The sequence below is a fragment of the Aeromonas sp. s9 genome, assembly GCF_040907765.1.
Taxonomy (GTDB): domain Bacteria; phylum Pseudomonadota; class Gammaproteobacteria; order Enterobacterales; family Aeromonadaceae; genus Aeromonas; species Aeromonas caviae.
The window spans coordinates 59963-72577 of the sequence record NZ_JBFOCK010000100.1 but is presented as its reverse complement, the minus strand read 5'-3'; the positions used below and the strand labels follow the sequence as shown (position 1 = coordinate 72577).

Genomic DNA, 12615 nt, shown 5'->3' with positions numbered 1-12615 from the left:
GCGCACTGTGATCCACTCCCCGACTATGGTCTGACATGCACGCCCGCTATTTGATTATGCAAATGGATGGGCTTAAGATGGCCGCGCGCAACGATCAGATTGATAACAAACGGAAGTTAGGAGATGCCGATGGAAAGCAAAGTAGTTATCCCGACCCAGGGCCAGAAAATCACAGTCGATGCCAGCGGCAAGCTGCAGGTTCCCCACAACCCCATCATTCCGTTTATCGAAGGGGATGGTATCGGTGTGGACGTGACCCCGGCCATGTTGAATGTGGTGAATGCTGCGGTCGAGAAAGCCTACAAAGGCGAGCGCAAGATCGCCTGGATGGAGATCTATACCGGCGAGAAATCGACTCATGTCTATGGCGAAGGTGCCTGGCTGCCGGCCGAAACCCTGGATTTCATTCGTGAATACTGCGTGGCCATCAAGGGCCCGCTGACCACCCCGGTCGGCGGCGGTATTCGCTCCCTCAACGTGGCCCTGCGCCAGGAGCTGGATCTCTACGTCTGCCTGCGCCCGGTTCGTTACTACGAAGGGACCCCGAGCCCGGTCAAGCACCCCGAGCTGACCGACATGGTGATCTTCCGCGAGAACGCCGAAGACATCTACGCCGGCATCGAGTGGAAGGCGGACAGCGACGAAGCCAAGAAGGTGATCGCTTTCCTGCAAAACGAGATGGGCGTGAAGAAAATTCGCTTCCCCGAGTCCTGCGGCATCGGCATCAAGCCCATGTCCAAGGCCGGTACCGAGCGTCTGGTCCGTGCCGCCATCGAGTACGCCATCGACAACGATCGCGACTCCGTGACCCTGGTGCACAAGGGCAACATCATGAAGTTCACCGAAGGTGCCTTCAAGGATTGGGGCTATGCCCTGGCCCAGAAAGAGTACGATGCCCAGCTCATCGACGGCGGCCCCTGGTGCTCCTTCAAGAACCCGAAGACCGGCAAGACCATCGTGGTCAAGGACGTCATCGCCGATGCCTTCCTGCAACAGATCCTGCTGCGTCCGGCCGAGTATGACGTCATTGCCTGTATGAACCTCAACGGCGACTACATCTCCGACGCGCTGGCGGCCCAGGTCGGCGGCATCGGCATCGCGCCGGGCGCCAACATCGGCGATGGCGTTGCCCTGTTCGAAGCCACCCACGGCACCGCGCCGAAATACGCTGGCCAGGACAAGGTCAACCCGGGCTCCCTCATCCTCTCTGCCGAGATGATGCTGCGCCACCTGGGCTGGACCGAGGCGGCTGACCTCATCGTCAAGGGGATGGAAGCGGCCATCGCCAACAAGACCGTCACCTATGACTTCGAGCGTCTGATGGAAGGCGCCACCCTGCGTTCCTGCTCCCAGTTCGCCCAGGACATGATCGACCAGATGTGATCCGGGTCGTTGAAATGCAAAACCGGCGCCATGAGCGCCGGTTTTTTTATGGAGGAGAGCAGGTCGTCAGGTGGTTTTTTCCACGTGCTGCTCGTAGATCTGCTGCCATTTGCTGGTCTCGGCCTCATCTCCACGGGCCTGCCAGAATTCGCAGATGGAGCTGGCGAGCTCGGATGCCATGGCGTGGTCTCCGTCACGGCGGCTCATCAGATATTGTCCCAACCAGCTTTGATATTGTTTCATCGCCCGATCTCCTTATCTAAGGTGCCCAGAGGGGAGTGCTCCTGGCGTCAAGGTAGCGCAGGAGCGATTCGAACTGGGTACATGTTGTGCTGCGCCCGGCAGGTGTTGGTCGCCGGATCCGGTGGTTATCTCACCGGAAAAAGGGGACAACGGGGCGCAGATGTCAAAAAACGGTCTCTATCGTATCACAAAATAACCAGTCGGTGGGGCTGGATGACAAATCAGGCTGTCCAGCAGTCTGGCCGTCTGTGTCATGGGGGCGAGGGCTGAGGTGCCATCTTGCTGATCTCGCAGCAGAAAAACCCGCCAGGTCGGCGGGTCACGGGGGCGAAAAAAAGATCAGATCCGGGCGCAGGCCAGGTATTTTTCCATCTCCTCGGCGGGCACCATGCCGCCGCCGGTGGCCCACACCAGGTGGGTGGCCCCGGCCATCTTGGCAGCATCCAGTCCCTGCCCACTCTGCCACTCAAGGTTGGCGGCCACTCGCCAGGGGCCTGCCATGCCCGCCAGTGCCGAGGGCTCGAGCCGGATCTCTTCATCCCGGGCCAGGAGCCCCAGCAGGTCGTACATCTCCTGATCCCTCAGGGTGTAGAAGCCCGCAAGCAGGCGTTCCATGGCGCGGCCGACAAAACCGGAGGCGCGTCCCACCGCGAGGCCGTCGGCGGCGGTGAGGTTGTCGATGCCAAGGTCTTGCACCGCAATGGCATCGTGCAACCCGGTGTGGACCCCGAGCAGCATGCAGGGGGAGTGGGTGGGCTCGGCGAAGAAGCAGTGCACGTTGTCCCCGAACGCCAGCTTGAGACCAAAGGCCACTCCGCCCGGGCCACCGCCGACGCCGCAAGGCAGGTAGACGAAGAGCGGATGGTCGGCGTCCACCCTGATGCCCATCTCGTCGAACTGCTTTTTCACCCGCTCGCCCGCCACCGCATAGCCGAGAAACAGGGTGCGGGAGTGCTCGTCATCGATAAAGAAACAGTTGGGGTCGCGCTCGGCCTCCTTGCGTCCCTGCTCCACCGCCACCCCGTAATCCTCGGCATATTCCACCACGATGGCGCCATGTTCGCGCAACTTGCGCTTCTTCCACTCCCGCGCATCGGCGGACATGTGGACGGTGACGCGAAAGCCGAGGCGGGCGCTCATGATGCCGATGGAGAGGCCGAGGTTGCCGGTCGACCCCACCGCGATGCTGTACTGGCTGAAGAAGTGGCGGAACTCGTCCGAGAACAGCGTGCGATAGTCATCCGTCTCGCGCAGCAGCCCAGCCTGGATGGCCAGGTGTTCGGCATGAGCCAGCACCTCGTGGATGCCGCCGCGCGCCTTGATGGAGCCGGAGATGGGCAGATGGCTGTCTTGTTTGAGCAGCAACCTGCCGGTGAGTTCGACGCCGTAGCGCGCATTGAGGGTCCCCAGCAGGGTCGGGATGGCGGCGATCCCGGACTCGATGATGCCGTGGCTGGCGCGGGTTTCGGGGAAGGCCTCGCACAGGTAGGGGGCGAAGCGGGCGAGCCGGGCGGAGGCGGTGGCCACATCGTGCCGGGTGAGCCCCACATGGGGCAATCCTTCCGCGAGGGAGGTGGCCCCCGGATTGAACCAGGTCACAGGGGTGAGGGCGATCAGCGGTTCGAGCAGGGGAAAGCGGGTGATGAGCCCGGCAATGTCGGTGTGTGTCATGAAAGCCTCGCGGGGTGGTGGCGGAATCATCCCATTGAACGGCGCCAGCGTTGCCGTGACAAATGATAAAACGCGTCGCTTGGATGAGCACAGTTGATGCAAATGGTCATCTACCCTGCTGTGTCTTCGCATACGGGTGAGTTGGGTCTTCCTGGTGAATGCAAACCTCGCCCTTCTGGTATCATCTGCCAGATAAAAGAGAGGGAGGCCCAACCATGCAACGCGATGAGCACCCGGGGGTGAGGAGCAAGCTGCTCAGCAGCCATCAGCTCGCCAGGCTCCACACCTTCGAGGCAGCGGCCCGCCACGGCTCCTTTGCGCTCGCCGCCGACGAGCTTTCCTTGAGCCCAAGCGCGGTGAGCCACCGCATCTCGGCCCTGGAAGAGGCGCTCGGGTTTTTGCTGTTCCAGCGCTTTCACCGCAAGGTGGCCTTGACCACGGAGGGGCAGCGCATCTTCTGGGCCCTCACCTCCTCCCTGGAGTTCATCAATCAGGAGGTGCTGGAGATCAGGGAGCAGGCGCTGTCGGGATCTCTGACGCTGCACTCGCGCCCCTCCATCGCCCAGTGCTGGCTGGTGCCAAGGCTCGCCGATTTTTCCCGTCTGCATCCTCACATCGAGCTCAACCTGCTGACGGGCAACGAGCACATAAACCTGCACGGCTACGGCATCGATCTGACCCTCAACTTCGATGCCAGAACCCCGACGGGCCTGGCCATTCACCCTCTGATGGATGAATTCATGGTGCCGGTGTGCAGCCCTCAATACGCCAGCGACCACGGTCTGATGGGGGAGGTGGGGAATCTGCAGCAGTGCCGCCTGCTCCATGACAGGCAGGCCTGGGGCCTGGACACCGACAGCGACGAGTGGCGCACCTGGGGGAGCCACTGGCATCTCTCCCTGGAGGTCTGCTCGTCACACATGGGATTTGATCGAGCGGATCTGGCGATCCTTGCCGCCACCCACCACGCCGGTGTCGCCATGGGGCGCAGGCAACTGGCAAGCCAGGCGCTGGCGAGCGGAGCGCTGGTGATGCCCTTCCCGGATATGGCGGTGCGCTGCGAGCCGCGTTATTACCTGGCGACCCTCCCTCATCGCCAGTGTCCCAAGATCCAGGCATTCATCCGCTGGATACAGGATCAGGCGCAAGGGGCATCCTGAAACGGGACCTAGTTTATTGTCTGCGAAGGTCATGGCCATGAGCGCACTATTTGTACAATAAGGGCCGGCACTGCTGCTAAATGACCTGGCGCAGAGCGACGCGGGTAAGAGATAACACCGTGTGCAACGGATGAGGTGAGCCTGAGATTAACCGGGGAAAATAGAAAATAAAGTCTGTGAGAGTATTCCCAATAAGTATCAGGCAGGGAATTAACCACGGTGAATAATGTCCATATGGTGTCAGAGCGCTGCCGGATGGTATAAAAACATTATGTTGTTATCCAATGGGCATGCTATTCTCAAATCGTGTTATCCCTGTGACATACAAAAATAATTCTGTGAGGAAGTAATGAACGAGTTTCTGAAGGTTCTGCTGAACATTCGCAGCTTGCGCGCTGCCATTCGTGAACTGCCGTTTGAGCAACTGCAAGAAGCGAAAGAAAAGTTTGACCTGGTATATAACGAGCGTGCCGAGTCCGTTGAACAGGAACGCGCCGAACAGGAAGAGCGTCAGCGCAAACTGAATGAATTCACCGAAATGCTGCAACAGGCTGGTATCGATCCCCGTGAGCTGATCGGCAGCGTGGCGGCTCCGGCTGCGGCGGGCACCACCAAGAGCAAGCGTGCTCCCCGTCCTGCGAAGTACAAGTACCAGGAAGACGGTCAGGAGAAGACCTGGACCGGTCAGGGTCGTATGCCCAAGGCCATCGCCGAGCAAGTTGCGCTGGGCAAGGATCTGAACGATTTCCTGATCTGATCGCCGGATCCGATTCTCGATAATGCCGCCTGCAGGGCGGCATTATTATTTTCAGAGTTCAGATGATGTCGCAGTAAAACCCAATTGCGCAGGTTACTCCGGTTAATTGGAGAGCCTCGTCTGGAATAGCCATAACCATCATGTGTCCAATAAAGGTGGCGCATCATCTTCCACGCCACCTCGCCACTTATACGCATTGAGGACTCATACAGCCCGTTTTTCTTCGTCCCTTGTGAGAAACGAACATGGATACCTGCTGTGACAGAATGAAATAGCGGCGGTGGATACTCATCTGTACGCCTGAGCGGCCCGTCACTTTTTCTTGCTGATGCATGACGCCCACCGCCTATTAATTTATCCCCCCTATTTATGGTCTGTTTGACACCGCTCTTCTGCGATATATCCGCACGATGCCGGACAACGTGCGGATGAGGCAGACACGGATTGGTGGCAAACAAATAAACCGAATGCTAGATGACGGGTTGTCCGAGTTCAGACTGAACGGTGTGTGCGTATTTTCTCCGGGTGCGGCGACGGGCCTGGACCGCCTCTGCCAGTATGGCAAGCAGGTGTTCACTCTCTTCCCAGCAGAGGCAGGCATCGGTCACTGACAGACCGTATTGCAGCTCACCCAGAGGAGCCGGTTTCTGGTTTCCCCCCAGCAAGAAGCTCTCGACCATGACGGCGGCGATGGCTTGGCTCCCTTCGCTCAGCTGGCGACAGAGCTCTTTGGCGACCTTCAGCTGGTTCGTGTGCAGCTTCTGGCTGTTGCCATGGCTGCAATCCACCATCAGGCGAGGGGGGAGTCCCTGACGGGTGAGGCGGTCTGCTGCCTCCGCCACATCGCTCTGGTGGTAGTTGGGCAGGGTGCCGCCACGCAGAATGATATGGCCGTCGGGATTGCCTTCGCTCTTGATCACCACCATGCCGCCCTGGCTGCCGGGGGCGGTGAAGAGATGGGAGGCGGTACTGGCCTGGATGGCATCGATGGCGACCCGGATATTGCCGTCCGTACCGTTCTTGAATCCCACGGGGCAGGGCAGTGCGGAGGCCAATTGCCGGTGAACCTGAGACTCCGTGGTGCGTGCCCCGATGGCGCCCCAGCTGACGAGATCGGCGAGATAGAGAAAGCTGGTGGTGTCGAGGAATTCGGTGGCGGTGGCGAGCCCCAGTCCATTGATGTCGAGCAGCACCTGGCGTGCCAGATGCAATCCCCGATTGATGTCGTTGCTGCCGTCCAGGTGCGGATCGAAGACCAGCCCCTTCCAGCCCACCGTGGTGCGCGGCTTTTCAAAATAGGCGCGCATGACTATCTGAAGGCTGTCTTCATAGGCGGTGGCGAGCCGTGCCAGCCGTCCGGCATAGTCCAGGGCCGCGACGGGATCATGGATGGAGCAGGGGCCAATCACGACCAGCAGGCGATCGTCTTCACCTGCCAGGATCCGGCGTGCCTGATGGCGCTGGCTGTCGATGTGCCGGGCCATGTCGGCCGGACAGGGGTGCTGCGCCAGCAGCTCGGCAGGGGTGGGGAGCGCCTCTATGGCGAAGGCGCGCATGACCGAATTCAAAACTGCCATCTGGAGTTACCTTGCTGTGCATGTGTGCGATGGGGAACCCGTATGCGCCATCCCGTTGGGAGCAGACAGGTTCACGGCTCATCGCAGTTGTTGAGAATGATTGTCATTATCTTGGTGTTTGTCTCAAATGCAAGCGCAATGAAATCGCCAGGCGAAGATGGGGGGAGAGAGAACGATGGCGGGGGAACCGCAGCAAAAGCAGGCCGCTCCCCGAGGGAAGAAGCCCGCCAGTCACAAGATAAAGAGGGGGTCAGCTGTCCATCACGGCGTGCCTGTCCTGGTGGTAGGCGTCTTCATCCTTGCCGCTGCGCCAGTAGGGGACTGCGTAGACCCGCTGGCGCTCGGCATTCAGGGTGCGTCTGACGTGGCGGCGCAGCGGCACGACCAGGCTCTCTTCCCCGCCAAACCAGAAATAGCTTCCCTCTGCGACCATGGGCTGGGCGGTGAAATGCGCCACCAGGGTCGCGGCCTGTTCCGGATTGCCCACGAACCAGCGCAGGTCGACGCCGGCCGGCAGCGACAGATCCTGCACGTCGTCCTGATGGGGGACCAGCAGGGCGATATGGCCGAGGGCATGGGCTGGCATCACTTCCACCATGGCGCTGATGGCGGGCAGGGCGGTGAGATCCCCCGCCATGTAATAGTGCTCGGCCATTTGCAGCATGGGGTCGGGGCCGCCCGGGCCCGAGATGGCGAGCCTGTCACCCGGTTTGGCGTGCAGGGCGAAACGACTGGCGGGGCCGGCCTCGCCGTGCAGGGCGAAGTCGATGTCGAGCTCCAGCGCCTCCCGGCGAAACGCACGTATGGTGAAGGTGCGAATGACGGGTTTCTGGGCGGGATCGAGCCAGCGAGGCCCCTTGTCGGTGGGGGTGGGCAACACTATCTCGCGCTGATCCGGTCGGGGCAGCATGATCTTGACATGAGCACCGCCACAGCTGAAGGGGTAGTCCACAAGCTCGGGGCTGGTCAGGCAGATTCGGCGCAGGTGCGGGCTCACATCCTGAACATGCTTGACGGTGAGCAGGCGGGGGCGATTGGCCGGGGCGGGTTGAGACATGGGCATACTCCTGGCTGATGATGGCGCCCATTCTTGATGAAATGAAAATTATTATCAATTGGTTTGTGGGCAGAATGGGTCGCGATTGACCTCCTCTGGATGTCCATCGCGATACCACACTCTCTGCCTGGGTCAGGTTCGATCGCTTCCCCCCAGCGCCCGATAGATGCCTGCCATGTTGTTGAGCTGGGTCTGCTGCTGTGCCAGCAGGGCGAGCTCGGCATCCCACAGGCGGTTCTGCTCATCCAGCCAGGGTTGCACCCCGGTGGCACCGGCCAGGAAACGGGCGCCTGCCAGCCTCTCGGCCTCCCGGGCATAGGCCCTCTGCTGCTCCAGATAGCGCAGCCGCTGATCCCCTTGCTGACGGGCTGCCAGGCCATCCTCCACTTCCAGCAGCGCGGTATAGAGCTGCTTGCGAAACTCGGTTTCGGCAATCTGGTAGTCGATGTCGGCGCTGGCGATGGAGAGCCGGGTCTTGTTGTACTCGAGGAAAGGGAGCGCCAGCGTGGCGCCCAGGGTGCCGACCGGATTTTGCAGCACTTGGGTCAGGGTATCCGAGGTGGTGCTGGCACCGCCGGTCAGGCTCAGGGTGGGATAAAAGCCGGTGCGGATCTCGTCTCCCCTCGCAAGGGTCTTGCGCAGCCTGAGTTCGGCGGCGCGCACATCGGGCCGCCGGGCCAGCACATCGGCGGGAATGCCGGCCGCCAGGGACGGGATCGGGCCCATTACCAGGGCGTCGGGAGCGTCAGCGAGCGGCCCGCTGCTGCGGCCCAGCAGCAGGCGAAGAGCATTGCCCGCCTGTGCCCGCTGCTGGGTGAGGGTGGCGAGCTCCGCCTGCTTGCCTGCCTTCTGCTGGCTGGCCTGTACCAGATCGAGTCGGGTCACGGCGCCCGCCTCGTATTTGGCGCGGGTCAGGCGCTCAATGCGCTCCAGATTGGCCAGTTGCTGGGTGCCCAGGGTAATGGCTGAACCGAGGTAGGCCAGTTGCCAGTATTGCTCCAGGGTCTTGCCGATGAGCAGCAACCGGGTGGCGGCCAGATCCTGTTCGCTGGCCTGTGCTTCCCAGCTTGCCTGATCCCTTGCCGCGGCCAGTCTGCCCCAGAGATCCACCTCGTAGCTGAGGTTGAGGGAAGGGCCCAGGTTGCTGCTGGCGCTGCCATCTTTCATGTTCTTGGTGCCGCTGGCCCCGAGATTGGCGCTGACCGAGGGGGTGAGGTTGGTGTCAGCCAGATCGGCGCCGAGCAGGGCATTCTTGAGCTTGAGCCCGGCCACCCGCATGTCCGGGTTGGCGGCCAGCACCGCCTCGACCAGGCGATCGAGTGCGGGATCCTGGAATCCCTGCCACCAGGGGCCAGCCTGCTGCGCGGTGAGACCCCGGCTCTCCTGCTGCCATGCTGGCGCCACGTCGAGATCGGGTCTGTGATAGGTGCTCTGCTGGCTGCAGGCACCGAGGCTGGCGGTGAGCATCAGGCTTAGCCCGAGCCTTGATAGGTTGTGCATCGTCATTCCCTCGCCAGTGCCTCCACCGGATCGAGCCTGGCCGCATTGCGGGCGGGCAGGTAACCAAACAGGATCCCGATGAGGGAGGAGCACCCGAAGGCCATCAGGATGGAGAAGAGCGAGAAGCGCATCTGGAAGCTTTCCACGAGCAGGGAGAAGAGAGCGCCGATGAGCAGGGCGAGGCCGATACCGAGCAGCCCCCCCAGCAGGCTGACCATCACCGCCTCGATGAGGAACTGTTGCAGTATGTCGGACTGGCGGGCGCCGACGGCGATGCGGATCCCTATCTCCCGGGTGCGCTCCACCACCGAGACCAGCATGATGTTCATCACTCCGACGCCGCCGACGATGAGGGAGATCACCGCGATGGCGGAGACCAGCAGTGTCAGGGTGGCGGTGGTCTTCTCCACCGATTTGACGATGCTGTCGCTGCTGAAGGTGAAGAAGTCCTTCACGCCGTGGCGCTGGGTCAGCAGGGCGACTGCCGCCTGCTCGGCCAGGGCGGGCTGGACGCCGTCTTTGACCCGGATGGTGATCTGGGTGAAGTGCTGCTGGGAGAGGAGACGGCTCATTACGGCGCTGTAGGGGAGCCAGACATTGACCGACTGGCTGCTGCGGCCAAAGCCGGTCTCCTGGGTGACCACCCCCACGATGCGCACCGGCAGGGTGCCGACCAGCACCACCTGGCCGACCGGGTCCACCTTGCCGAGCAGGCTCTCTATGGTCTTGCCATCCACCACGGCGACTGCCGTCCGGTTTCGAATGTCCCGCTCATCGAGCAGGCGCCCCTGGGTGAGCGTCATCCCCTTGACCCGGAAAAAGTCGTTGCCGACCCCGATCACGCTGCCGCTGCTGGTCTTGTTGCGATAGCGAAGCTGGCCCGACGTCGCTATCTGGGGGCTGGCACCCTCCAGATAGGGCTGGCCGAGCAGCGCGTCGAGATCCCGCTCGTTCAGGGTCTGGATGCTGGCGGCCTTCTCGTCTCCCCAGTCCTTGCCGGGGAAGATGTCGATGGTGTTGGTGCCCATGGCGTTGATGTCGTCGATCACCTTGGCGCGCGCCCCCTGACCCAGCGCCACCACGCTGACCACGGCGGCGATGCCGATGATGATGCCGAGCATGGTGAGGAAGGTGCGCATGCGATGGGCCAGCATGGCGTGCAGGGCCATGCGCCCCGCCTCCCGGTAGCGATCCCAGCCCCGGCTTGCGGTGCGGACGGCGGCGCCTGTGCTCTGTGCATCTTGCCCGACAGAGGGAGGAGCCAGCTGGCTGCCGTCACCTGGCTGCGGGTGGGCCGGCGTCCCGGATAGGGAGGGTGAGGCTGCGTTGTCATCGGTCGCCCGATGGCCGCTGTCCTCCACTACCCGCCCGTCACGCAGGGTGATGATGCGATCCGCATGGCTTGCCACCGCCATGTCGTGGGTCACCAGAATGATGGTGTGGCCCTGGGCGTGCAGCTCCTTGAGGATGGTCATCACCTCCTTGCCGCTCTGGCTGTCGAGAGCGCCGGTGGGTTCGTCCGCCAGGATCACCTCGCCGCCGTTGGCGAGCGCCCGGGCAATACTGACCCGCTGCTGCTGACCGCCGGAGAGCTGGCCGGGTCTGTGGTGGCTGCGATCCTGCAGTCCCAGGCGGGTCAGCAAGGTGCGGGCACGGGCCTGGCGATCAAGGCGGGCAGTGCCGGCATAGATGGCGGGGATCTCCACGTTGGCGGCCGCATCCAGATGGGGCAGCAGGTGATAGCGCTGGAAGATGAAGCCGAAGTGGTGGCAGCGCAGCCGTGCCAGGGAGAGGGCATCCAGGGTCGCGGTGTCCTGGCCGCGAAACAGATACTGGCCGCCGCTCGGGCGATCGAGGCAGCCCAGCAGGTTCATCAGGGTTGATTTGCCGGAGCCGGAGGCGCCGACGATGGCCACCATCTCCCCGGCATCGATGGCGAGATCCAGCGGGTGCAGCACGGTCACTTCGTGCTCTCCGCTCTGGTAGCGCCGCTCGATGCCCTTGAGACGGATCAGGGGCTCGCTCACGGCTCCATCTCCCCTTCATCGTGCAGGGCCGGCTTGCCCTGCTCCAGGATCACCTTCTCCTGCTCGGTCAGGCCGCTCACCACCTCAATCTTGATGTCATCCTTCATGCCGGTCTTGATGCGGCGGGTCTCTCTCTGATCCCCCGCCTTGAGCAGGCTGACCTCGTACTCGTTGTCGCCAGTCTTCTTGCCGAGGGCGGTCTGGGGAATGGCCAGTACCTGCTTGCGCTCGCCGAGCACGATGGTGACCTGGGTCGTCATGGCGACCCTCAACTGATGGCCGGGGTTGGGCACATCGAACAGGGCATAGTAGTAGATGGCCGCATTGTTGGTGGCCGTGGTGCTGGCCGTCTGCTCATTGATGTTGGTGGGTGCCAGCTCGACCGTGCGAAGGGTACCGTGGTAGCGAGTATCCGGATCCCCTATCAGGGTGAAATAGACCGGCATGCCCGCCTTGACACGGGTGACGTCCGCTTCGGAGATCTGGGCCTTGACCGTCATGGTGTCGAGATTGGCGAGTTTGAGCAGGGTCGGTACCGTCTGGCTGGCGGCCAGGGTCTGCCCCTGCCGGGTGACGATGGAGACGACGGTACCATCCATGGGGGCCTGAATGCGGTTGTAGCCGAGCTCTGTCTTGGCGCGCTCCACCTTGATGATGGCGTTGTCGATGTCGGCCTGGGCGCTTTGCAGCTCGGCCCGGGTGACGGCAAGCTGGGCTTCGGCGCTCTCCAGATCCGCACGAGAGCTCGCTTCCTGCCGAAACATCTGCTGCTGGCGGCGCCAGGCAAGCTCGTTCTGTTTGAGCTGTGCCTGCTTGATCTTGAGCTGGGCGCGGCGGCTGGCCAGCTCCGCCTCGGCGGTCTTGAGGTTGTTCTGGGCGATCAGGGGATCGATCTCCGCCAGCAGCTCTCCTTGTTTGACCTGTTGACCCGCTTCCACCGCGAGATAGGTGACCTGACCCGAGACCTGAGCCCCCACATCCACCTGCTCGATGGCCTGCAGTACGCCACTGGCGAGCACCGTCTGCTCCACATCCTGTCGGGTAACCGTTGCGGTCAGTACCGGGTCCGGTGTGTTGCCTGGCCAGGCCAGCCAGGTGACGAGAGGGATCAGCACAAGGGCGAGCAGGGCGAGCTTGCCGGGTTTTCGAAGAGCTTTCATTTATCACCTGAACGAAACGAGCGAAGGCGTGCAAGGGCCATATCGTGCAGCAAATGGCCCTCAAAAAGAAGCGAGCAATG

The 12615-nt window shown here is 62.4% G+C and carries 10 protein-coding genes; 3 read left to right on the top strand and 7 right to left on the bottom strand.

Annotation, left to right across the window (positions count from 1 at the left end; translation table 11 throughout):
- Positions 1–129 precede the first annotated feature (129 nt).
- On the top strand, positions 130–1383 hold the full coding sequence (gene icd / locus AB5Y54_RS19275) for an NADP-dependent isocitrate dehydrogenase (protein ID WP_010673630.1): 1254 nt from the start codon (positions 130–132) through the stop codon (positions 1381–1383).
- Positions 1384–1449: 66 nt separating this feature from the next.
- Here the strand turns inward: icd and AB5Y54_RS19270 are convergent, their stop codons facing one another.
- Together AB5Y54_RS19270 and dsdA are read right to left on the bottom strand one after the other, a co-directional pair.
- Complete coding sequence (locus AB5Y54_RS19270) at positions 1450–1626, bottom strand: hypothetical protein (protein WP_010673631.1); 177 nt, start codon at positions 1624–1626, stop codon at positions 1450–1452.
- A gap of 339 nt (positions 1627–1965) precedes the next feature.
- Positions 1966–3297, bottom strand: coding sequence for a D-serine ammonia-lyase (dsdA, locus tag AB5Y54_RS19265; RefSeq protein WP_268426605.1), 1332 nt, complete (start codon positions 3295–3297; stop codon positions 1966–1968).
- A gap of 215 nt (positions 3298–3512) precedes the next feature.
- Here dsdA and dsdC point away from each other — a divergent pair, with 215 nt between their 5' ends.
- Together dsdC and AB5Y54_RS19255 are read left to right on the top strand one after the other, a co-directional pair.
- Positions 3513–4457, top strand: coding sequence for a DNA-binding transcriptional regulator DsdC (gene dsdC / locus AB5Y54_RS19260; RefSeq protein WP_113069943.1), 945 nt, complete (start codon positions 3513–3515; stop codon positions 4455–4457).
- A gap of 349 nt (positions 4458–4806) precedes the next feature.
- Positions 4807–5214, top strand: coding sequence for an H-NS family nucleoid-associated regulatory protein (locus AB5Y54_RS19255; protein WP_010673634.1), 408 nt, complete (start codon positions 4807–4809; stop codon positions 5212–5214).
- Between the two features lie 470 nt (positions 5215–5684).
- Here AB5Y54_RS19255 and AB5Y54_RS19250 read toward each other — a convergent pair whose 3' ends face one another.
- The 5 genes from AB5Y54_RS19250 to AB5Y54_RS19230 all read right to left on the bottom strand — a co-directional run bounded on the left by AB5Y54_RS19250 (position 5685) and on the right by AB5Y54_RS19230 (position 12535).
- Positions 5685–6791 carry a 3-deoxy-7-phosphoheptulonate synthase gene (locus tag AB5Y54_RS19250; protein WP_128274167.1) on the bottom strand — a complete coding sequence of 369 codons (1107 nt, stop codon included), beginning with the start codon at positions 6789–6791 and terminating at the stop codon, positions 5685–5687.
- Positions 6792–7041: 250 nt separating this feature from the next.
- The gene (locus AB5Y54_RS19245; protein ID WP_041214796.1) at positions 7042–7848 is read right to left on the bottom strand and encodes a siderophore-interacting protein; all 807 of its coding nucleotides are present in this window, start codon (positions 7846–7848) and stop codon (positions 7042–7044) included.
- 132 nt (positions 7849–7980) lie between these two features.
- Positions 7981–9354, bottom strand: a complete 1374-nt coding sequence (locus tag AB5Y54_RS19240) for an efflux transporter outer membrane subunit (RefSeq protein WP_201997330.1) — start codon at positions 9352–9354, stop codon at positions 7981–7983.
- Positions 9351–11375 (bottom strand): MacB family efflux pump subunit, encoded by a 2025-nt coding sequence (locus AB5Y54_RS19235; protein WP_041213255.1) that lies wholly within the window; start codon positions 11373–11375, stop codon positions 9351–9353. The genes AB5Y54_RS19240 and AB5Y54_RS19235 overlap by 4 nt, the downstream gene beginning before the upstream one ends.
- A complete protein-coding gene (locus tag AB5Y54_RS19230) occupies positions 11372–12535 on the bottom strand; it encodes an efflux RND transporter periplasmic adaptor subunit (RefSeq protein WP_113069947.1) in 1164 nt (387 codons plus the stop codon). The genes AB5Y54_RS19235 and AB5Y54_RS19230 overlap by 4 nt, the downstream gene beginning before the upstream one ends.
- Between the last annotated feature and the right edge of the window lie 80 nt (positions 12536–12615).